The organism is Actinoplanes sp. CA-131856 (assembly GCF_050956135.1).
Classification (GTDB): domain Bacteria; phylum Actinomycetota; class Actinomycetes; order Mycobacteriales; family Micromonosporaceae; genus Actinoplanes.
This window is the reverse complement of record NZ_CP191849.1, coordinates 4886882-4908281: the sequence shown is the minus strand read 5'-3', so window position 1 is coordinate 4908281 and position 21400 is coordinate 4886882. Positions and strand designations below refer to the sequence as shown.

The window sequence follows — 21400 nt, the reverse complement described above, 5'->3', positions numbered from 1 at the left end:
CAACGGTGTATCGCGAACCGGCGATGAACCCTGCATGATCGACGGCATGTCTTCCACCGACCTCCTGGCACCGGGCGGCGTCACGCACGTCCCCGGCGTCTACGACCCGGCCAGCGCCGCGCTCGCCGTGCGGGCCGGCATCCGCGCCGCGTACCTGTCCGGCGAGGCCATCGCGGCCACCATGCTCGAACCGTCCACCGTCTCGGCGACCCAGATCGCCGACCGGGCGGCGGTCCTGAGGTCGTTCCTGGGAGGTGTGCCCCTGCTCGCCGACGCGAACGTGGGCTTCGAAGATCCGGACGCGGCGGTGTGGGCGGCCCTGTCCTACCAGCGGGCGGGCATAGGCGGCATAGTCCTGAGCGAGGGTTCGGCCCTGAGGGTGGCGGCGGTGAAGGAACGCGCCCCCGGCGTCCTGGTGATCGCCTCGGCCCCGGGCGACACTCCCGGCGAGCTCATCGCGAGCTGCCGGGCGCTCGCGGCGGCCGGCGCGGACGCCGTCCTCCCGCTCGGCGCCCGGGAGACCGACTTGCGCTCGCTGCACGCGGCCCTTCCGGATGTACGCCTTGTGCTGAACCGCACGGAAGGGGCAAGCGGAGGCGGCCGCCACCTGAGCGACCCCGAGCTGGCCGAGGCCGGCGTGATCCTGGTCCTGCACCCGTTGACGGCCGTGCTGGCCGCTTTGCGGGCCGCTTCGGTCGCCTACCACGCCTTGGCCGCCCCACCCGCGACGCCCGGCCCCGCCACGCCCGGCCCCGCCACGACTGGTCCTGCCACAACCGGTCCCGCCACGACTGGACCCGCGGCGACCGGTCCCTCCACGACTGGGCCCGCCGCCCCGGGGGCCACGCCTGGATCCGCGGCACCTGCACAGGCGGCCGCCGCAGCGACCTCCGCGCCCGACTTGTCCGCCTCGACCATTCCGGCGGCCCGCGCCTCGTCGAGTGGGCCGGCGGAGACGGTCGACCGGATCGACCTGATGCCGCCGGCCGTGCTGGCCACGTTGACTCCCGGCCGGGCGGCAAGCTTCCAGCCGGAACCCGTCGCCCTGCTCCCGGCTCCGGCGCCCGCGACGGCCCCCACGCCTTTCGGGGCTCCGGCCTTCGGCGCGCGCGACGATCGTCCCTGGGCCGCTGCCGAACCCACCGAACGTCCCTGGGAGGCCGTCAGCCAACCGGATGAACTTCCGGCGTCCGCTTTCGATCAGCCCCGCGCGGGCGTCGCCCCGGCCCAGCGCCCCGGCGCCGCGGTGGCCGGCCGCACCTGGACGAGCATCGCCCGGGAGGTCAGCCGCCTCGGCACCTGAGTCACCGCCGGACCCGCGCGGGCGGCAAGCGCTCGCGCGGGCACGTCAGCTCGGTGTCAGCTGCGCGAGCGCGGCAGGCAGCACTTCTTGTACTTCAGGCCGGAGCCGCACCAGCAGGCGCCGTTGCGCTCCGGGGGCCACGGGATCTGGTTGGTGCCGCCGGCCAGCCGGGTCGCGTAGCCGCCGCGCACCTGCGGGTCGGCCGGGTCGCCGTCGGCGCCGGCGAAGCCGGTCAGGCCCGACACCGTGCCCGGCAGGACCGCCAGGCCGGTGCGGCCGGCGGCGGTCAGGCGGACCAGTTCCTTCTCCAGGTGGGCCCGGTGCTCGTCCCAGTTCGACCCGTACGGCTCGGACAGCGCCGGCCACTTCTCCAGCAGCTTCTCGAGCTCCGCCTTCGGCCAGAACAGCAGGTCGTCGGCGGGCGTGCCGGCCGTGCGCGTGGCCGCGTTGGCCAGCCGGGTTTCGAGCCGGTCGGCCAGGTTGTCGTGGTGGTCGTGCTGAAGGCCCAGCGCGTGACGGGTCCGGTGGCGCTGCTGGAGCAGGAAGAAGAGCTGGCCCGCGTCCTCGGCGCTGGACGGCTCGGCGGCGTCGCCCCGGCCGGACAGCACCTCGTTGAGCGCCTCGGTCAGCCACTCCTCGGCGACCCGGTCGCGGCGCCCGGCGGCGAGCGCGGCGCTGACGTACGCCGGCGCGTCCCCGTACTGGGTGAGCAACGGCCGCAGCGGTTCGAGCGCGGCGATCGCCTCGTCGTCGCGTCCCGTCCGGAACAGGACCCGGGCCAGGAGCGCCTTGGCTCCGGCGGCCTGGTTGTCGTCCCGCGTCCCGAACGCCTCGACGGCCCGCTCGGCGTACCGCAGGGCCGCGTCGAGCTTGCCCCGGCTCTCCGCGATCTCGGCCGCGAGCGCGAGGGCGTACCCCGCGTCGTCCTTGTCGGCCAGCTTCCCGGCCCCGGCCGCGTCGGCAAGCTCGGCCGCAACACCCAGCGGATCGGCCGCCCCCAGGGCGCTCTGCCGGATCTCAGTAAGGTCTGCGCTGGTCAGATCGGCTTTAATTGGCACGCCGTCACGGTACAACTTCCCGCGGACTCATGACTGTTGATCTGGGTCTCACTCCGGCCCGCGCGTCGCGCCGATATCGGGGCAGGGCCAGCCGCTGGACCGAGCCTCCTACTATCTGGGCCGACATGCGGCCGGGTGCGAACCGGGAGCGGGAGACAGACGATGCGGGCGCGGCGACGACATCACGGCCGATGGCTGGCGGCGGCCGTGCTCGGGCTGGTCGCTCTCGGCTGCGCACGGCCCGGCGCCGGTGACGGCGACTCGTCCCCGCTCGTCACGCCCACCCCGTCGCTTCCGGCCGCGACCGCTTCCGCGCCGCCGGACGACGCGGGCGCGCAGGCCCAGCCGCCGGGCGACGGCGCGCCCCACCAGGCCGAGAACAATGGCTGGAAGCAACGTCACGACCTGACCGCCGCGGAGCAGCGCGCCGGCGACGCCCTCGCCGCCCGCATCCGCCCCGAGCTCACCGCCCTGCGCTCGGCCGGCGACTACACCCTCGCCTCCACCCAGCGGGCGCTGCTCGGACTTGGTCTCGATCCCGATCAGGTGCAGGTGACCGCCATGCGCACACCCGTCGGCGAGGCCACTCCCCCGCCCGGTGCCGTCTTCGCCGTCCACTTCCCCGAGGCCGGGTGCGTGATCGGCGACGTACGGCCCGAGCGTCTTCAGATCGAGGTGACCGGCGCCGCCGCCGAGTTCGGCTGCCTGGAACCGTTCTCCCACTGACCCGGCCGCTACGGGAAGTCGACCGCCGTCAGCCAGCGCGCGCCCGGTGCCGGCCGGTAGCCCCAAGCCGTCAGCTCGCGGACGACCGCCGGCATGTGCGCGGCTCCGAAGACGACGGCCACCTCGGCGTCCTCGCTCGCGAACTCGCCGTCGATCTCGCGGAGGGCGCCGGCCAGCAGCTCGTCGCGTTCGGTCATCACCTTGCGGTGCAGGAACTTCGGCCACATCTCGACGTCGCTGTCGTCGTCGATGTCGAGCTGGTGGCCGGTGAGCCAGTCCCGGCCGTGCAGCGCCATGTCGACGGCCAGGGCCGGGGTCAGCAGCGCCACATCGAGCCAGGTGTCACGGGGCAGTTCGCGGTTCGGCCCGGCCTCCAGGCCGTGCACCTGGTCCGGGAAGATGATCGGCACGCCGAGCGAGGCGTAGTCGATGTCCTGGTGGACCAGGTCACGGCCGATCCGCTGCCGGGTCAGCTTCAGGGCGGCCACGTAGGCGAAGCCGGTCGAGCTGGGCCCGTCGTACTGCTCGGCCACCACCGCCACGCACGGTTTCAGGCGCTCGTGGATCGCCCGGTAGTAGTCCGGCCGCCCGATGTGGATGGTCGGGACGACCACGAACTTGAGCCCGCCGGGCCGCCGCCGGAACACCGTGATCGACGTGCGGATCCCGACGACGCTCATCTCGGTCAGCTGCACCCCACCAGAGTAGGAACCGCGTGAAAGACGTCCCTATTCGATCAGCACCCGGACGTCCCAAGGGCCGAGGGGCAAAGTCTCGCCGGCGGTGAACGAGTCATCGCCCAGGGCGTCGGAGGCCGCGCCGGGCAGCACGATCTCGGCCGGGCTGAAGGACCAGTTGTGGACGAAGCGCAGCCGTCGGCCGTCGGCGGCCGTGGCGCCGGTCGCGGTCACGGCCGGGGGCAGCTCGGTCCAGGCCGCGGCCGGACGGAGCCACGTCATCAGGGCCCGGGCCAGGTCGATGCCGGGGATCGTGCCGACGTACGTGATCCGGCCCTGCCCCACGGCCCGGGTGGTGATGGCCGGCCACTGACCGAAGTGGGGATGGTCGTAAGACGCGACCACCTCCGCGTCCGTGGCGATCAGCCCGTCGGCCCAGCGGGTGGCCGCCGCCCCGGCCGTCAGGTCGAGCACCGGCGACGTGACCGGCAGGTCGCCGGTAAGGTTGCTGAACTCGTCGTACCAGACGCCGGCGGCCTCGGCCAGGCGGGCCGGCATACGGTCGGTGCGGGCGCGCCCTTCCGGGTCGCCGTAGGCGGTGCGGGGGCCGAGGACCAGGTGGCCGCCGGACGAGGCATAGGACAGCAGCCAGTCCAGGGTGGCGTCGTCCGCCATGTAGAGGCCGGCCGCCACGAGGACCGGGGTGCCGGCCGTGCGGTTGTGGGCGTGCTGGACCCGTACTTGAAGACCGGCGTCGAAAGCTCCCCGATAGAACGGGTCGACGATGCCGTGGTAGGCGCGGGAGTCGGGACTCCCGTCGGCGTGGGACAGCGGCGGGTACTTCTGCATGAGCCACTTGCTCGGCAGGTCGAAGACGACCGTCACGTCCGCGTCGGGGGTCAGGCCGGCCACCAGGTCGCCGGCGGCCGCGAAGTCGGCGCCCAGACGGGCCAGCTCGCGATAGGTGCGGCCGGGCTTCCCGCTGTGCGGGAGGACGCCACCCCAGTACGTCTCGGCGCCGAAGTGAAGGGTGTGCCAGTGCCAGTACTCGATCATGCGGGCGCCCCGCGAGACCAGGGCCCACGCCGCCTGGCGCCATTGGCCGTCGTACGCCGGGCGGTTGTCCCACGGCATGCCGATGCTCGACGCGTTGGTCTCGGTGACCAGGAACGGGGCCTGCTTGGAGGCGTACATCCGGTCGGCGCTCTGATAGAGCGCCCACGTGCCGCGACTGGTCCAGCCCTGATCGGCCGTGCGGCGGTCGGGCAGTTCGAGCGAGTCCTGCATGCCGTAGTACGGGTTCCCGGCGGTCACGTCGAGGTGGGTGGCCGTCGCCGTGTCGTCGAGCGCGGGTCGTTCGTACGAGAAGCAGGTCGTCACGAACTGATCGGGCCGAGCGTATTCGCGCACGATGGCGGCCTGCCATCCGATGAACTCGGCCGTCAGCGAGCCCTGGAACCGGCGCCAGGCCACGTCGTACTGGGGCTGGACGTTGCCGTCGGGACGCCACAGGTCGGCCCAGGTGGACAGCCGGTGCGACCAGTAGACCAGGCCCCACTCGCGGTTCAGCGTCTCGACGTCGCCGTAGCGCTGCCGCAGGTCGTCGGCGAAGCGCTGGAACACGCCCTCGTTGTGCAGGAGCTCGTTGCCGGGCTCGTTGTCCACCTGATAGCCGATGATCGCGGGATGGCCGGCATAGCGCGCCACGATCTTGCGGATGACCCGTTCGGCATGAAACAGGAAGGCCGGATGCGTGAAGTCGACTTCTTGACGAGCGCCCCACGGGATGCGGGAACCAGAAAAGCGCTCCCCCGCGATCTCGGGGTAGAGACGGGCCAGCCACGGGGGTACGGCATACGTGGGCGTGCCCAGGATGACCGAGATACCCCGCGCGTGGGCCTCGTCGAGCACCGGTTCCAGCCAGTCCAAGTCGAACTCGCCGTTCGAAGGCTCCCACGTCGACCACACCGACTCCCCCACCCGGATGACGGTGAAGTTGGCCGCCGCCATCAGATCGAGGTCGGTCTTCAGGCGCTCGTACGGCTGGTACTCGTAGTAGTAGGCGGCACCGAACAGAACCGGCATGTGTTTCCTCATTCCTTGACCGATCCGGCGGTCAGCCCGGACTGCCAGTAGCGCTGCAGCAGCAGGAAGGCCGCGATCAGCGGCACGATGGACAGCAGGGATCCGGTCACCACGAGGGCCAGCAGCTCCGGGTCGGAGCCGCTGCCGGCGGCGGCCTGGGCCGACCACGAGCTCAGGCCCACGGTGATCGGGTACAGCTTCGGGTCGTTCAGCATGATCAACGGCAGGAAGTAGTTGTTCCAGGTGGCCACCAAGGTGAACAGCAGCACGGTGATGAAGCCGGGCGCAAGGCTGCGGGCGGCCACCTTGAAGAAGATGCGAAACTCGCCGGCGCCGTCGATGCGGGCCGCCTCGATGAGGCTGTCGGCCACGGCGTCCTGGGCGTAGATCCGCATGAGGTAGAGGCCGAACGGGCTGACCAGCGACGGCAGGATGATCGCCCACGGCGTGTTGACCAGGCCGACCTTCGAGAACATGACGTAGGTCGGAATGGCCAGGGCGGTCGTCGGCACCATCACCGAGCCGAGCACCAGGCCGAAGAGCTTGCTGTTGCCACGGAAGCCGTACTTGGCGAAGCCGTATCCGCCGAACGCGGCCAGGAACGCGGCTCCCAGGGCGCTGACCACTGAGTACACGAGGGTGTTGAGCAGCCATCGGCCGTACTCACCGCCGTTGTGCCCGAAGGTCTCCCCGATGTTGGTGAGCAGGGAGAACGAATGGCCGAACCAGAGGCCGAACGTCGAGAACAGGTCGCCGGTGTTCTTGGTCGACGCGATGAGCAGCCAGAACAGCGGCAACAGGAAGTAGACGAGAACCGCGACCATGCCCAGGGTCAGAAGATTGCTGCGGCGCAGGGTCATGACTTCGGCCTCCGGGAGGAGATGAAGAGGACGATGTACGACGCCAGCACGATCACAAGGCCCAACAGGAACGAGACGGCCGCCGCGTAGTTCACGTTCTGGCTGGTGAAGGCCAGGCTGTAGGCGTACAGGTTGGGGGTGTAGGCGCTGTCGATCACGTTGGGCGCGAGCCGTTGCAGCAGGTTGGGCTCGGCGAACAACTGGAAGCTGCCGATCACCGAGAAGAGCAGGCAGAGCAGCAGCGCCGGCCGCAGCGCGGGCAGTTTGATGCTCCAGGCGATCCGCCACGCGCCGGCGCCGTCGACCGCGGCCGCCTCGTAGAGGTCGGAGGGGATGGCCCGCAGCGCGGCGTACAGAATGATCATGTTGTAGCCGGTGAACTCCCAGGTCACCACGTTGGCCAGGGAGCCCAGCATGGCGCCCGAGCTGAGGAAGTCGGGAGCGCCAGATCCGATCTTGTCGGCCAGCTGGGCGAACGGGCCGTAGTCGCGGCCGTAGAGATAGCCCCACATGAGCGTGGCCACGACGCTGGGCACCGCGTACGGCACGAAGACGCCGAGCCGGAACACCTTGGCCGCCCGCAGCAGCCCGCTGTCGATGGCGAGCGCGGCGGCCAGGGCCAGCACGAGCATGACCGGCACCTGGATCAGGAAGAACCGGAAGACACGGAACACGCCGCTGATCAGCCGGTCGTCCCCGAACGCCTTGACGTAGTTGTCCAGCCCCGTGAAGACCGTACCGCCGATCAGTTGTTCCTTGAAAAGGCTGAGATAGGCGGCGTACGCCAGGGGAAGCAGGAACAGCAGCAGGAAGAGAACCAGGAAGGGCGCGACGAACAGGTAGCCGCGGTTGGCCTGGCTGACGGAGGCGCCTTTGGTCGCGGCCGCCGTGCCGGCCGTCGCCCGTCGTGCGGTCATGGTGCTCACTGCCCGGAGACCTCGAAGCCCTGGTCCTTGGCGTACGACACGATGCGCGACTGCCACTGGTCGGAGGCGGCCGACAGGTCGGTCTTGTCGGCGATCGCCTTGCCCACGGTGTCCACCCAGTCGGTGACCGACTGGTCGAGGAAGGGCGGCCACTGGAAGTCGGTGTTCACGGTGGAGCTGACGCCGGCGAAGACCTCGTTGACCTGCTGGCCGCTGAAGAAGTCGTCCTTGAGCCCGGTGAACTCGGCGTCGGCCAGCAGCGCCTTGGTGGCCGGGAAGAAGTTCTGCTCGGTGTTGAACATCTTCGTGGTCTCGGGGTCGGTGTTGAGGAACTCGGCGAACTTGGCCGCCGCGATCGGGTTCTTCGTCCCGGCGATGACCGCGGTCGTCGACCCGCCCCAGTTACCGGACTTGTTCTCGCCGGCGTTCCACTGCGGCAGCGGGGCCGCGCGCCACTTGCCGGCGGTCGCCTTGGCGCTGCCGGCCAGGAAGACCGGTCCCCAGGCGGCGGTGATCCAGGTGGCGTAGCGGCCCTTGTTGAAGCCCTGGTACCAGGCGTCGGTGAAGTCGGACTCGGTGGCCAGCAGGCCGGCCTGGTCGAGCTTGCCCCAGTAGTCGGCGAGTTTCTTGGAGACCTCGTCGTTGACGTTGAGGCCGACGGTGGTTCCGTTCAGCGAGTACGGCTTGGCGCCGGCCTGCCATTGCAGACCGTGCCAGACGCCCGGCTCGTTGGCGGACAGACAGGTGATGAACGTGTCGGGGGCCGCGGCGTGCAGCTTCTCGCCCGCCGCGGCGAACTCGTCCCAGGTCGTGGGCACCGTGATGCCGTACTTGTCGAACAGGTCGGCCCGGTAGAGCATGCCCATCGGCCCGGTGTCCTGCGGATAGGCCCAGATCTCGCCGCCGAAGCCGGTGACCTGGCCCCACGTCCAGTCGACGAACTTGTCCTTGAGCGCCTCGGCTCCGTACGGCCGAAGATCCACCAAGCTCTTGGTCAGCGAGAACGTCGGGATGTACTGGAACTCCATCTGGGCCAGGTCGGGGGCGCCGGTGCCGGCCTTCAGGGCGGTGCGCAGCTTGGTGTACTCGGGGGTGCCCTGACCGGCGTTCACCACATTGACCTTGATCTGCGGGTACTTCTTCGTGAAGACCGCGACCTCCTTGGCGATGTCCGGCACCCAGGTCCAGAAGGTCAGCGTGGTCGGGGTCTGCATGGCCTTGTCGATGTCGGCCTGCGAGACGGGCTGGGTGGTGGTCGCCGAGTCGCCGTCGTCGCCGCTGCAGGCGGCGGTGAGGCCGGCGAGGGCGGTGGCGGACATCAGGGAGAGCAGTCGGCGACGGGAGAGGGAACGCTCGTACATGGCCAGGCTCCTTGGATGTTAACGTTCACATCAATGGGCGAAGGTTCGTAGTGCCTTGCGGACGGAGGTTTTATGCGGTCGAGCCGCGGATGATGAGCTCGTAGCTGGTGGCCGGCACCGGCGCGAGCGGCGCCGACGGATCGGCCAGGTGCTCGACCAGGCGGTTGAGGCCGAGCACGGCGACGGTGGCGTTGTCGGGGCGCACGGTGGTCAGCCCCGGGGTCAGATAGGCCGCGACCGGGATGTCGTCGAAGCCCACCACGCTCACGTCCTGCGGCACCCGGCGGCCGGCCTCGGCCAGCGCGCGCATGAGGCCGATCGCCATGTCGTCGTTGGCGGCGAAGACGGCGGTGACGGCCGGATCGGCGGCCAGCTCACGCCCGGCCCGATAGCCGGACCCGGGCGTCCAGTCCCCCTCGATCGGCGGCGGCACCTCGGCGCCGGCCCGCTCGAGGGACTGCCGCCAGGAGCGCTGCCGCTCCTGGGCCGCGTACCAGCGCAGCGGCCCGGCGATGTGGTGAACGGTGCGGTGACCGAGCCCGAGCAGATGCTCGACCACGGTGTTGGCCGACTCGCTGCCCTCGTCCTCGTTGACGGTGAGCACCACCGGCGCCTCGACCGCGGGCGCCCGCCCGATGGTCAGCACCGGCACGTCGGCCTTGATCGGATCCTCGCGCTGATCGATCGGCTCGGCCAGCACGATCGCGTCGACCCCCTCGGCGAGCAGGCTCTGCACGGCACCGGCGATGGTGCCGCGGTCCCCCTCGAAGGTGTTGACGATGCTCAGCGCGTACCCGGTCGGCCGGGCCGCCCGCTCCAGCGCCACCAACAGCGTGGAGGGACCGTAGAGCGCGGTGCCGAGCGAGACCACGCCGATGCGGTTGCTGCGCTCGAGCTTGAGCGCCCGAGCCGCCCGGTTGGGCCGATATCCCAGCTCCCGGGCCGCGGCCAGCACCCGCTCGCGCACGTCGTCGCCGACGTAGCGCTCGCCACTGAAGACCCGCGAGACGGTCTTCTGCGACACGCCGGCCAGTTTGGCGACGTCGGTGCCACCGGGGCGGCGGCCGCGGGCCGTGCTCTCGTCACCGCTCACGTCGCCTCCCGGTTCTGACTACGCAGTCACCTCAGCCGCGTGGGTCGACTGTCTTCGTAGTCACATCAAAGGTCAAGGCTTCGTTACCTTTTCGTGTCCTTATGTTTCGGCTGTGTGTCCTATCCGGTGACAGCCAGGAACTCCGAGTAGAACAGGCCCAGGCCGGCGGCCACGCAGATGCCGGCCACGATCCAGAACCGGATCACGATGTTGGCCTCCGTCCACCCGGCGAGCTCGAAGTGGTGGTGCAGCGGCACCATCCGGAAGACCCGCCGGCCGGTGGTCCGGAACGACACGATCTGGATCACCCAGGTGACGACGATGATGACGAACAGGCCGCCGATCAGGATCGACAGCAGCGTGGTGCGGGTGGCCACGGCGAGCCCGCCGATCAGGCCGCCCAGCCCGAGCGAGCCCACGTCACCCATCCAGATCCGGGCCGGTGACGTGTTCCACCACAGGAAGCCCAGGCAGGCGGCGGCCGCCGCGGCCGCGATCATCGCGACTTCGAGGGGGTCGCGGACCTCGTAGCAGTACTGGTTGGTGCGGGCGTACGCCTCGTCGCCGCACCAGTGCCGGTACTGCCAGAAGCCGATCAGCGCGTACGCGCTCAGGACCAGAATGGACGCGCCGGTGGCCAGCCCGTCGAGGCCGTCGGTCAGGTTCACGCCGTTCGACATCGCCGTGATGACGAAGACGAAGACCATCACCGAGCCGACCTTGCCGACGTCGAGCCAGCTGATGTCCCGGATGAACGAGATGTGCTCGCTGGCCACGGTCTGGCCGTTGGTGCTGGCGAAGTAGAGCGCGACGACGCCGAACCCGGTGCCGACGATCGCCTGGCCGAGCAGCTTGCCCTTGGCCGAGAGCCCGTCGGAGTTGCGACGGCGCACCTTGAGCAGGTCGTCGAGGAAGCCGACGACGCCGCAGAAGACGAACAGCCCGAGCAGGACCAGGGCCGTCATGGTCGGCCGCTCCTGCGCGATCTGCCGGTCGGGCAGCGTGGTCAGGGCGAAATGCCCGGCCACGTACGCGAAGACGGTGGCCACGATGAACACGACACCGCCCATCGCGGGCGTGCCCTTCTTGCCCTCGTTGCTGGCCAGCCCCAGGCCGCCGCGGATCGGCTGGCCGGCCTTGAGCGCGGTGAAGACCCGGATCGCGACCGGGGTGGCGAACAGCGAGATGAGGAACGCGACCGCCGCCGCGATGATGACGGCCCTCACGAACGGGAGCCCTTGACGAGATCATCGGTCACAGGGCACGAGCTTGCCATCCGGGCGCAAGTCAGCCCAGTTCTTCGAAAAGCGTGATGTGCAGGTCACCCGGCGCGTCCAGGCGAGCGTTGGACGACCGCCACGGCGTCTCGGTGGGCGGCGCGACGACGCCGGCGCCGGCTTCGACCGCTTCAGCCGTACGGGTGGCGACGTCCCCCACCTCGAACGCGATCCGGAAACGCGGAGCAACGGGCCGCCCCACCTCGACCTCGTCGACATAGCGGTGGTGCGCCGGGTTGGCCAGCTCCAGGGTGGCCCGCCCGGCCTCGAGAATCATGACCCGCTCGTCCCCGTCCCCGCTGAAGGCCCCTTCCTCGGTCAGCCCCAGCGTGTCCCGGAAGTAGGCCACAGCGGCGTCGTAGTCCTCGACCTCGACGATGAGCCGCATCTGCCGTACGCCATGTTCTTCAGTCATGCCGCCACCCTTCCCGCAGGGGGACCCCGGTGGCAACGACGCCGAGTCCTACCGGTCGGCGTCGAGGGTGGCCACTCGGCGCTTGCCCGCGGTCAAGCGGTAGCTGGCGTCGAGGAGTTCGGCTATCTCGGCCCAGTCGGTTCGTGGGGTCAGGTCGATGCCCACCCAGCCGGACGGGCCCAGGTAGGCCGGGACGTACGTGTCCGGGTTCTCGAGCAGGGCCTCGCGTTCGCCGGGCTCCGTGAGGACGATCAGGGAGTGCGGGTGGGTGACGTACTCGCCATCGACCTTGATGGATCCGCCGTAGTAGGCGAAGACCTTCGTGGTGTAGAAGGCGGGATGGCCGTGTGAGATCTTCTCGGCGGCGTCGGGGAAGGCGAGCGCCACCGCTCGGATGCGGGCCAGCAGCGGGTCCGCGTCGTCGAACATGATGGGATGCGCCATCTTGACAGTTGAGCACAGGTCGGGCCATCGGGCGATTCAGCCGTTAAGATCTCAGACTCGGGCGGCGGTGACGGCGGGGCCTAGGAGGCGGGTGTTGACCAGCATCGAGGACCTGTCGTCGCAGCTTTCCGATGCTCTGGCCCAGCTCGAGGGCCTGCGGACGTTGCACGAGATCAGCAAGGCGGTGCATGCCAGCCTCGATCTGACCCGCACGATGGACGCCGTGGTGCACGGGGTCACCAAGGCCTCCGGTTTCGAGGTCGCCGTGGTCAACCTGCTCCAGCTCGACGGGGACTTCGCCGTCGTGTCGGTCGAGGGCGACGAGGAGATCCGCCGGGAGCTGCTCGGCACGACCTCGACGCTGGAGCAGTGGCAGGAGCTGTTCGGCAAGGGCGAGCAGTGGGGGTCGCTGTTCTTCATCGACCACAAGCACGAGATGCCCGAGACGATGACGGTGTGGACGCCGGACATCCCGGTGCCGGACGAGCCCGAGGGGTGGCATCCGGAGGACTGCCTGTTCGCGCCGCTGTCCGCGCCCGACGGGGAGCTCGTGGGCGTGCTCAGCGTGGACCTTCCGCGTGACGGGCGACGGCCGGGGCTCGTACAGAGGGAGATGTTGGAGCTCTTCGCCCAGCACGCCGCGATCGCTGTGCAGCACGCCCGGCTCCACCACGAGCTGGAGGAGAAACGGGCGCAGCTGCACCACGCGGCCACCCACGATCCGCTGACCGGGCTGGCCAACCGGACGCTGCTGCGGATGTTCACCGAGGAGGTCCGCGGGGACGAGATGGGCGTGCTCGTCATCGACCTCGACGACTTCAAGGCCATCAACGATCTGGGCGGGCACGACAGCGGCGACCTGGTGCTGCGGGTGCTCGCCGAGCGGATGCGCAAGATCGTACGACCGGGCGACCTGCTCGCCCGTACGGGCGGGGACGAATTCGTCGTCGTCGTGACGGGCGAGGATGTGGCGTCGGCCCTGAACAACCTGGCCGACCGCATGCATGTGGCGCTGGCCGCACCTGTCGAGACCCGCATCGGGCCTCGACAGGTGGGCGCCAGCATCGGTCACGCCTACGGTTCCGGCGACTTCGCCCAGTTGTCGGCCGCGGCCGACGCCGACATGTACCGGACGAAGCAGCGGCACCGCCGGGTGACTAGCGCCAACTATCGTTGACGGTCAGCGTGCAGGCCGATCCGGTGGTGATGACCCGGTTGCCGCCGCTCTCCCACGTGACGGCCGAGCCGTTCTTCTTGACGTACTTGTATTCGACGCTGGTGTTCGGCGGCAGGTTGACCGTGCCCCGCCACACCGGGTACGTCGCCGAGGAGAGCGCGACTCCGCCGCTCGTGTTCCAGTTGCTCAACTCGTTGCGGTTGCCCAGGACGAACACGTTCTCTCCCCACACCGTGGCGGCGTTGGCGGCGAAAGTGACGGCGACCGTCGTGCAAGAACCGCCACCGGATGTACGTGCGTTGACGTGCAGAGCCAGCATGCCGTTGGCCGGCACGGTCGCGGTGAACTGGCCGCTCGCGTCGACCGTGTAAGCGGTTCCCGAGCACGTCGTACCGCTGACGTCGCCGTTCGCGACGTCGCAGTAGGTGCCCGCCGGCAGCGACGTCTGGAAGGTCCGGCTCAGCGAGCCGCCACGGTTGAAGACGGCGTACGCCGCCGCGCCGCGCCCGAACGCGATCTGGTTGCCGCCGTTCGACCACCAGTTCGTCACCGATGTGCCCGCCGCCGCGTTGTGGAAGCCGACCAGGTTGGCCGTCGTCCGTGTGCGGTGTTCGCAGGCCCAGCCGTTTCCGCAGCTCACCGCCGTGGTCGTGCCGTTCGACGAGGCCGGCGGGCCGGCCTCCGGGTTGCTGAAGGTGAAGCTGCTCATCACCGACGGCGTGCCGTACGGATAGGCGAGCATGAACGCCTCGGCCAGGTTGTAGTTGGTGCCGTCCTTGTAGGTCAGCTTGGCCCGGCCGTTGCGCTGGGTGTCGTGGTTGTCGATGAAGGCGACCGCGTCACCACTGCTCAGCAGCATCTGCCCGGGAAGGTTTTGCAGATTTTGCAGGTTCCCGTCACGGAAAGCGTTGCCGACCACGTCGCCGTAGCGGAACTCGGTCACGTCGCCGATGCCCGTGTACTCCGACGGGCTGGGCTCGCCGGCGCCGCCCTCGATGGTCTCCTGGAAGATGTACGGGGTGCCGTTGAGCTGTCCGTAGATCGCCTGAAGATCGGCCACCGGCACGTGCTTGGCCGCGTCGACACGGAAACCGTCGACACCGAGCGCGATCAGATCATTGAGGTACGCCACCAGCTTGCCTCGCACATAGCTGGACTCCGTCTTGAGGTCGGAGAGATCCACGAGCTCGCAGTTCTGGATCTCCCACCGGTCACCCCAGTTGGCGATGTCGTCGGTGCCGTTGCGCCCACAGTGATGGAAGTCGTCGTTGCCGTACGGAACCGCCGGGTAGGCGTAGTGACTGTACGTGGAGCCGGCCGTCCCCGTGCCGGTCGAGGCGCCGCCGGCCATGTGGTTGAGGATCGCGTCGACGTAGATCTTCACGCCGGCCGCGTGGCACGTGCTGACCATGGTGGCGAACGCGGCCCGGTCACCGCGCCGCGACACCAGCTGGTAGCTGACCGGCTGATAGTCCTGCCACCACGGATAACCCGCGCCCGGCAGCACCACGTGCTCCTGCGGCGGCGACACCTGCACCCCGCCGAATCCCTTGGGACCGAGCACATTCGTGCATTCCGAGGCGATCGACGCCCACGGCCATTCGAAGAGGTGGACGATGACGTCGCGCGGGCCGGGATTCGCGTCCGCCTTGGCGTCGGCGTGTTCCGCCCGCCCCGCGATCAGCACGCTCGCGAGGACCGCGAACAGCGCGAGGACGGAGACTTTTCTTCTCACCGATTGTCCCTTCATTTGAGATAGACGCCGTCCGTGCCGACCTTGCCGGGGGCCGGATTTCCGGGCAGCGAGAGGACGAAAACACGCGCGTTTCCCTTGCCGCCGGCATCGGCGGTCAGACTTCCGTTGGTGATGTTCCGGGTCTCACCGGTCACCGCATCGACGTAGGTTCCATTGGGTACGCCGGTGAAGGTGGCCCCGCCCGACAAGGTGACCAGAGCGAAGCTGTCCACGGCGCCCGAGGTGTACCGGCGTTTGAAGGCCATGCCGCCGCTGACGCCCTCGGTCGAGTACTGGCCCATCTGCAGGGCCGGGATCGCGCGCCGGATCTGGTTGAGCCGTTGGACGTGTTTGACGAGCGGCTTCGACAAGGTGGTGGCGACCTGTCCGCTGGCGCTGGTCACCACGCCGAAATCGCCGGCGGTCACGGAACCGGCGACGTGGTCGCCGTAATAGGCGCGGCCGGTCGTCGCGAGCGGGCAGGTCGGCCCGCAGTCGATGCGCTGGCCGGCCTGGAACTCGATCTCGGAGCCGTAGTACAGCGTCGGAATGCCGCGGAACGTCCACATCAGCGCCATGTTCTCGGCCCACGCGCCGGTGCCCCCGGCGTAGCGGGTCGACGACTTGTTGGGCCCGTAGTCGTGCGAGTCGACATAGACCGTGTTGTAGGTGGCGTCGTTCACCGAGTCGTCGGAGTCCTTGCCGTTCCAAAAGGCGTTCGGCGCGTCACCGAAGTTCATGTGCATGCGCATGTCGATGATGTTCATGCCGGAGAACTTCGTGTGGTCCGGGGCGTGGTAGAGGTTGCCGTTCAGGAACGCGTTGCTGCTCGTGGGCTGGTTGCCGGTGCCCTGCTGCTGCTCGTAGTTGAACTGCTCGAGGGCGGCCTGCGTGTCGTCGGCGCTGTAGTCGCGCCGTTCCTTCCAGGTGAAGAACTGGGCCGAGTGGTTCACCGAGCCGCGGTTCCACTTGTCGTTCACGAAGGCCGCGACCTCACCGAAGACGTAGAAGTCGCGGGCGCGCTCCGAGCCGTACTTGGAAAGCAGTTTGCTCTGGATCGCCGGGAGGAAGCGCCGGTTCCAGGTGAGCCGCGGGATGTGCACGGCGGTGTCGATCCGGAAACCGTCGACGCCCATGTCGATGTAGCGGTTGTAGACGTCGATCAGGAAGTTCTGGACGGTCGTGTTCTCGGTGTTGAGGTCGGCCAGGTCGTCGGCGAGCCAGCACGAGCGCGCGTCCTCGCCCTCCCAGTTCCCGATCCAGCATTGGTGATAGAGGCTCGCCGGGAACATGCCCGAGGTCGGCGACGGCCACTGGCAGTTGTGGATGGTGTAGCCCTCGGGGCTCTTCTGGCCGGTGGGGGTGCCCCAATTGCGGCAGGTGTTGCCGGCCGGCTCGGCGGTCTCCCAGAGGTCGCCGTTGTAGGGCCGGCCGTTGGTCTCCTCGAGCGGGTTGTACTCCTTGCCGTTCTCCTTGGTGCTGTAGAGCCAATCCCATTGGCCGTCCTTCGCGCCCCAGACCTTCGGCACGAACAGGTTCTTGGCGCCCCATCGGGACGTGTGGTTGTAGACGACGTCCTGGTAGATCTTGAGACCCTTGGCATGCGCCTTGTCGATGAGCTCCTGATAGGTGGCGCCGGGCGATTCGAGCCGCGGGTCGACCCGGTGGAAGTCCCAGCCGTGATAGCCGTGGAAGTCGTAATCGGACCGGTTGGTGACCACGGGGGTGATCCAGAGGGCGGAGAAACCGAGGCCCTTGATGTAGTCGAGCTTGTCGATGAGGCCCTGGAAGTCGCCGCGGAACATCGGGTCGTTGTTGGCGGCGTTGCCGGAGGTGACGTGCTGGCTGCCGCCGCGGTTGTTGGCGGCGTACCCGTCGGCGAACCGCGCGGTCATGACGAAATAGATGCTGTCCTTGCGCGGATCGCCGCCGAGCATCTGACCGGTCGTGCCGGCCGGAGGGGGTGTGGTGGGAGGGGGTGTGGTGGGGGCGGGTGTCGTCGGTTCAGGTGTCGGCGTCGTCACGCAGGGATTCGCGCTGCCGACTACGCCGCCGGTGATCGTGACGGTGCCGGCGCCGGTGCTGTAGTTGCGGCCGTTGTTGTTGTCCCAGGTGCCCTGGCCGTTGTTGAAGGTGATCTGAAGCCCGCCGGCGCCGCCCAGGTCAAGATCCTTGCGGTACCAGCCGGCGCACTCGGCGGCGCCCATCGCCACGCCCGGGACGGTGGTCCAGGCGCCACCGTTCGGAGCGTAGTGGATGTTGACGGTGCTCCAGGCCGCGGAGGGCTTGTAGTAGACCGTGGTGGTGGCGGCCGCTGCCGCTTGTTGCGGGGCCACCAGCAGCGGGGCAAGCAGGATCGTGACCAACCATCGGGGCATGGCTTTCCGATCTTTCGATTGAGGGACGTGACTCCTTTTCGACCCTCCACCTGCGGGGGAAGCGGTGACGGGTACGTAATCCGGTGTTCACATTGGAACGGACGCTAGCAAGAGCTTGCAGCTATTGGAAGAGTTTTCCGGCATGTTGCAAGTTGGTGCAGCCCGTTACGATGCGGCGATGACCATGGCGGCGCGCACCCACCTCCGCGACCGGAACCTCGGCTGGACCGTGGCCGGCGCGCAGCTCGGCTACGCCGCCTGGTATGCGCTGTGCGCCTATCTCACGCTGAGGCACGCCGCCGCGTTCGCCGGCCATTGGTACCTGCCGTCACGCGACGACGTGTACACCGCCGAGGCCGACATCTGGGCCGACTGGCCGTGGGCGACGTGGATCTCGCTGACCGCTCCGATGGCCCCGGTGGTGGCCGGCCTGAGCTTGATCGTCTCCGCGGTGATGTTCGTGACCGGTTACGCCCGGGGCCACCGGGCCCTGTTCATCACGTTGATCGCCGGAGCCGTGGCCGCCCTGCTGACCATCACCGTGTCGTTGACGCCGGCCGCCCAGCAGGTCACCGGCTGGCTGATGGACTGACGGTCAGCGAGCCGAACCCGGCAGCCGCGGTCACGTCCAGTCCGGGCCCGGCGCCGGGGGCCGTGGTCGCCTCCGGCGACAGTTCGTCGCCGGCCGTCAGCGTCGTGTCGCGGGCGATGCCCTGCTGGCGCCGCCCGTACAGGGTCACCTCGCCGGCACCGGACCGTGCCAGGACCCGCACCGGCACCTCACCCTCGGTGGCGATGCTCCACTCCCGAACCCCACCTGACATCCGAACCGGCAGCACCCGGTCCCCACCCGGCACCGTCAGCCGTACGGTGTCCGCGCCCCCTCCGAGGTCGACCTCACGCACCGTGCCGCCGCCCAGTTCGAACGTCGCGACCCGCACCCCCGCACTCATCCGGATGGTCCAGTCGATCCGCGAGTCGAGCACCACGTCGACCCTCCCCGCCCCCGCGGCGCCGGTGGTCCCGGCGGTGAGCCGGACGGTGCTGCCCCGCAAAGCGGCAGCGGGGGCCAGGCCGCTGCCGGCGGGACTGCTGACCTGGACCGGCCCGTCGCCCGGACGGCCCAGCGCGAGGTTCAGCTCGCCCACACTGCTCGCGAGTTCGAACGTGCCAGCGGCGAAGGCCGGAACATCTTCGCCCACCGAACCGCCGTCAGCCGCCGGACCTCCTTCGGCCCCCGGACCTCCTTCGGCCGCCTGGCCTACTCGGCCCGCCGGGCCGCCCTCGGGTGCGGGGCCCTGGGCAGCCGGTGGACCGCCCGCGGCCGTCGGGCCATCTGCCGGCGAGGAGCCGATCGAGGCGGCGACGACGACCGCCCCGACACCGAGAAGGATGACGGCGCCGAGCAGTGCGACTACCGCCTTCGGCCGTCCGTGGCGCCGCTGGACCGGTAGCGTCGCGGGCTCGCCGAGCCCGGGATCGGCCGCCACGTCCGGCGCCGAGTTCGCCGGCGGGACCACGGGGAATTCCTCGGTCGGCGGTTCCTCGTCGGCCGAGGTGGACGGTTCTTCCCGGTAGGGGTACCCGGCTGCCCCCGACAACAACGGATAGCTGTCGGTCGGACCATCCATCGTCGTCTCCTCGCTGCGGGGCGTCGCCCAGGGATACGGGCCACATCGGCGCTCCGGTTCAGAGATCGAGGCGATGGCGTCGCGGGGTAATTCAGCTCGGTGTGACGAGTGGAACCCCGCGCTCGTACCAAGTTCCCGTCTTGCCGCCGAGGTGGGCCGGGTCAGCCGGGCCCACCGGCACGAAACCGGCCTTGGTCAGCACCCTCTGTGAGGCGATGTTCCGGTCGGCGGTGGCGGCTCGCAACGTGCGCAGCCCGTGCTCGGTTGCCGCCACCTGGCACAGCTCGCGGACCGCCGCCGTCGCCACGCCGCGGCCCGCGACGTGTTGCGCTACCCGGTAACCCAGGACCGCGCTCTCGTTCTCGATGTCGTAAAGGTTGAACCGGCCCAGGACCGGGCCGTCCTCCTCCCCCACGAGCACGTAGAAGGCGCACACGCCCGCATCCTGCTCGGCCAGCAGCGCCCCGTAGCCTTCGGCGAACCGTTCGAAATAGTCGTCGCCGCGGTCGGAGACCGAAGCCGCGAAGTACGCCCGGTTCGCCAGCTCGAAGGCCAGGACCGCCTGGGCGTGGGCCGCCTCCAGTCGTTTCAGCATGCGAACACCTGTGACTCGTCGCTGAACGACTTGAACTCCAAGGCGTTGCCGGCCGGGTCACGGAAGAACATCGTCCACTGCTCGCCCGGCTGGCCCGGGAAACGCAGGTACGGCTCGATCAGGAACTCCGTGCCGGCCGCGCGCAGGCGTTCGGCCAGGGCGTGGAACTCGTCGTGCCCCAGCAGCAGGCCGAAGTGCGGGATCGGCACCTCGTGGGCGTCGACCTCACTGTCGCCGGCCGGACGGACCGGGCCGGCCACCACGTGGGTGACGAGCTGGTGGCCGTGCAGGTTCCAGTCGACCCAGTGGTCGGACGAGCGGCCCTCGGGCAGGCCGAGCACCGTGCCGTAGAAGGCGCGAGCGGCGGCCAGGTCGTCGACGGGGATGGCCAGGTGCATTGCGGGCCGGGTGGTCATGCGAGCCGAGTCTTCCACAACTCAGCCGGCCGCGGCGGTCGACAATATCTCGGTGACGACCCGGGCGGCCGCGTCCGGCCGGCCGTGCGCGGCGGCGGCGTGTGCCATCTGAGTTCGGCGGTACGGATCGGAGAGCAACCCGCCCAGAACGGCGAACAGGTTCTCCGGGTTGGCCTGGTCGCCGTCGAGGGCGGCGGCGGCGCCGGCCTCCGCGAGGTGACGGGCGGTGACGCGCTGCTCGTCACCCGCCGAGTACGGATAGGGGACGAGCACGCTGGCCTTGCCGAGCGCCGTGAGCTCGGCGACCGTGCCGGCGCCGCTGCGGGCGACCACGACCGCCGCCGCCGCGAGCAGGTCGGGCAGCTCGTCGTGGATGAAGTCGACCACGCGGTAGCGGTGGGCCATCCAGTCGGGGAGCCCGGCCGCCACCTGCCGCATCTCGTCGATCCCGTGGCTGCCGCACTGGTGGACGATCTGACAGTGCTCCAGCAGGCGGGGCAGCGCTCCGGTCAGCATCTGATTGATCTGCCGGGCCCCGGTCGCGCCGCCGGTCACCAGCACCAGAGGCAGGGCGGGGTCGAGCCCGTACGCCGCAAGCCCCTTGTCAGGGTTTCCGCTGAGCACCGCCGGCCGGATGGGATTGCCGGTGACGGCGGCCCGGCTGCGGGCGCGGGCCGGCAGATGGTCGAGGGACGCCTCGTGGCTGAGCAGCACGCGCGTGGCCACCCGGGCCAGAAGCCGGTTGGCCAGGCCCAGGCTCAGCGTCTGCTCGTGCATCACCAGGGGCACCCGGAACAGGGCGGCGGCCAGCCCGATCGGCACCGACACGAAGCCGCCCGTGCTGAACACCACCGACGGCCGCACCCGGGCCACGGTGAGCGCCGCCTGCACGATCCCGAGCGGGATGCGTAAAAGGTCGACGAAGTTGCGCATCAGGTCGCGGGGCTTGACCGAGCGCCGCACCTTACCGGTGGTGACCGCCTTGAAGGGGATCCCGTTACGCACGGCGATCGTGGCCTCGAGCCCGTCGGCCACACCGACCCAGAGCAGCTCGGGCGCGGTGCCCGTCTCGGCGAGCCGGGCCTGGAGCGCGTTGACCGTGGTCAGTGCCGGGTAGGTGTGCCCGCCAGTCCCGCCCCCGGTGACGATCATGCGAAACGCATGAAGGCGCTGACTGCTGTAGAGAGACATGACCGACAACTCCGAGTTCCGCGGCACCAGGTAGAGATCGAGGAAGTCTAGT

General features: G+C 69.7%; 20 protein-coding genes. 4 read left to right on the top strand and 16 right to left on the bottom strand.

Annotated elements, in window-relative coordinates; all coding sequences use genetic code 11:
* The first annotated feature begins 46 nt into the window (after nt 1-46).
* On the top strand, nt 47-1303 hold the full coding sequence (locus tag ACQP2X_RS22680) for an isocitrate lyase/phosphoenolpyruvate mutase family protein (RefSeq protein ID WP_498700022.1): 1257 nt from the start codon (nt 47-49) through the stop codon (nt 1301-1303).
* 56 nt (nt 1304-1359) lie between these two features.
* Here ACQP2X_RS22680 and ACQP2X_RS22675 read toward each other — a convergent pair whose 3' ends face one another.
* Nucleotides 1360-2361, bottom strand: coding sequence for an SEC-C metal-binding domain-containing protein (locus ACQP2X_RS22675; RefSeq protein ID WP_498700021.1), 1002 nt, complete (start codon nt 2359-2361; stop codon nt 1360-1362).
* Between the two features lie 162 nt (nt 2362-2523).
* Here ACQP2X_RS22675 and ACQP2X_RS22670 point away from each other — a divergent pair, with 162 nt between their 5' ends.
* Nucleotides 2524-3087, top strand: coding sequence for a DUF6993 domain-containing protein (locus ACQP2X_RS22670; protein ID WP_498700019.1), 564 nt, complete (start codon nt 2524-2526; stop codon nt 3085-3087).
* Between the two features lie 8 nt (nt 3088-3095).
* On the opposite strand, the gene ACQP2X_RS22665 is transcribed toward ACQP2X_RS22670, so the two are convergent.
* The 9 genes from ACQP2X_RS22665 to ACQP2X_RS22625 form a co-directional block, all read right to left on the bottom strand.
* Nucleotides 3096-3782 (bottom strand): hypothetical protein, encoded by a 687-nt coding sequence (locus ACQP2X_RS22665; protein ID WP_498700018.1) that lies wholly within the window; start codon nt 3780-3782, stop codon nt 3096-3098.
* 33 nt (nt 3783-3815) lie between these two features.
* A complete protein-coding gene (locus ACQP2X_RS22660; protein ID WP_498700015.1) occupies nt 3816-5849 on the bottom strand; it encodes a beta-galactosidase in 2034 nt (677 codons plus the stop codon).
* A gap of 8 nt (nt 5850-5857) precedes the next feature.
* Nucleotides 5858-6709 carry a carbohydrate ABC transporter permease gene (locus ACQP2X_RS22655; RefSeq protein ID WP_498700013.1) on the bottom strand — a complete coding sequence of 284 codons (852 nt, stop codon included), beginning with the start codon at nt 6707-6709 and terminating at the stop codon, nt 5858-5860.
* On the bottom strand, nt 6706-7626 hold the full coding sequence (locus ACQP2X_RS22650) for a carbohydrate ABC transporter permease (RefSeq protein ID WP_498700012.1): 921 nt from the start codon (nt 7624-7626) through the stop codon (nt 6706-6708). Before ACQP2X_RS22650 ends, ACQP2X_RS22655 begins: the two co-directional genes overlap by 4 nt.
* A 5-nt stretch (nt 7627-7631) precedes the next feature.
* Complete coding sequence (locus ACQP2X_RS22645) at nt 7632-8996, bottom strand: ABC transporter substrate-binding protein (RefSeq protein WP_498700011.1); 1365 nt, start codon at nt 8994-8996, stop codon at nt 7632-7634.
* A 70-nt stretch (nt 8997-9066) separates the two neighbouring features.
* Nucleotides 9067-10089 (bottom strand): LacI family DNA-binding transcriptional regulator, encoded by a 1023-nt coding sequence (locus tag ACQP2X_RS22640; RefSeq protein WP_498700010.1) that lies wholly within the window; start codon nt 10087-10089, stop codon nt 9067-9069.
* A 119-nt stretch (nt 10090-10208) separates the two neighbouring features.
* A complete protein-coding gene (gene mraY / locus ACQP2X_RS22635) occupies nt 10209-11315 on the bottom strand; it encodes a phospho-N-acetylmuramoyl-pentapeptide-transferase (RefSeq protein WP_498700008.1) in 1107 nt (368 codons plus the stop codon).
* Between the two features lie 61 nt (nt 11316-11376).
* A complete protein-coding gene (locus ACQP2X_RS22630; RefSeq protein WP_498700006.1) occupies nt 11377-11781 on the bottom strand; it encodes a VOC family protein in 405 nt (134 codons plus the stop codon).
* A gap of 48 nt (nt 11782-11829) precedes the next feature.
* Nucleotides 11830-12225, bottom strand: coding sequence for an MmcQ/YjbR family DNA-binding protein (locus ACQP2X_RS22625; protein ID WP_498700004.1), 396 nt, complete (start codon nt 12223-12225; stop codon nt 11830-11832).
* 94 nt (nt 12226-12319) lie between these two features.
* Between ACQP2X_RS22625 and ACQP2X_RS22620 the strand changes: the two genes are divergently transcribed.
* On the top strand, nt 12320-13402 hold the full coding sequence (locus ACQP2X_RS22620; RefSeq protein WP_498700003.1) for a sensor domain-containing diguanylate cyclase: 1083 nt from the start codon (nt 12320-12322) through the stop codon (nt 13400-13402).
* Here ACQP2X_RS22620 and ACQP2X_RS22615 read toward each other — a convergent pair.
* Entirely contained in the window at nt 13383-15137 is a 1755-nt protein-coding gene (locus tag ACQP2X_RS22615; RefSeq protein ID WP_498700001.1) for a carbohydrate-binding module family 20 domain-containing protein, read from the bottom strand. The two genes, ACQP2X_RS22620 and ACQP2X_RS22615, sit on opposite strands and share 20 nt — an antisense overlap.
* 11 nt (nt 15138-15148) lie before the next feature.
* The gene (locus ACQP2X_RS22610; RefSeq protein ID WP_498699999.1) at nt 15149-17515 is read right to left on the bottom strand and encodes an alpha-amylase family glycosyl hydrolase; all 2367 of its coding nucleotides are present in this window, start codon (nt 17513-17515) and stop codon (nt 15149-15151) included.
* Between the two features lie 178 nt (nt 17516-17693).
* Here ACQP2X_RS22610 and ACQP2X_RS22605 point away from each other — a divergent pair, with 178 nt between their 5' ends.
* The gene (locus ACQP2X_RS22605; RefSeq protein WP_498699998.1) at nt 17694-18107 is read left to right on the top strand and encodes a hypothetical protein; all 414 of its coding nucleotides are present in this window, start codon (nt 17694-17696) and stop codon (nt 18105-18107) included.
* Here ACQP2X_RS22605 and ACQP2X_RS22600 read toward each other — a convergent pair.
* The 4 genes from ACQP2X_RS22600 to ACQP2X_RS22585 all read right to left on the bottom strand — a co-directional run bounded on the left by ACQP2X_RS22600 (nt 18085) and on the right by ACQP2X_RS22585 (nt 21348).
* Nucleotides 18085-19146: a hypothetical protein gene (locus ACQP2X_RS22600; protein WP_498699996.1), complete on the bottom strand. Its 1062-nt coding sequence runs from the start codon at nt 19144-19146 to the stop codon at nt 18085-18087. The two genes, ACQP2X_RS22605 and ACQP2X_RS22600, sit on opposite strands and share 23 nt — an antisense overlap.
* A 91-nt stretch (nt 19147-19237) precedes the next feature.
* Nucleotides 19238-19741, bottom strand: a complete 504-nt coding sequence (locus ACQP2X_RS22595; protein ID WP_498699995.1) for a GNAT family N-acetyltransferase — start codon at nt 19739-19741, stop codon at nt 19238-19240.
* A complete protein-coding gene (locus ACQP2X_RS22590; protein ID WP_498699993.1) occupies nt 19735-20157 on the bottom strand; it encodes a VOC family protein in 423 nt (140 codons plus the stop codon). Before ACQP2X_RS22590 ends, ACQP2X_RS22595 begins: the two co-directional genes overlap by 7 nt.
* 21 nt (nt 20158-20178) lie before the next feature.
* The gene (locus tag ACQP2X_RS22585; protein WP_498701003.1) at nt 20179-21348 is read right to left on the bottom strand and encodes a UDP-N-acetylglucosamine--N-acetylmuramyl-(pentapeptide) pyrophosphoryl-undecaprenol N-acetylglucosamine transferase; all 1170 of its coding nucleotides are present in this window, start codon (nt 21346-21348) and stop codon (nt 20179-20181) included.
* Nucleotides 21349-21400 lie beyond the last annotated feature (52 nt).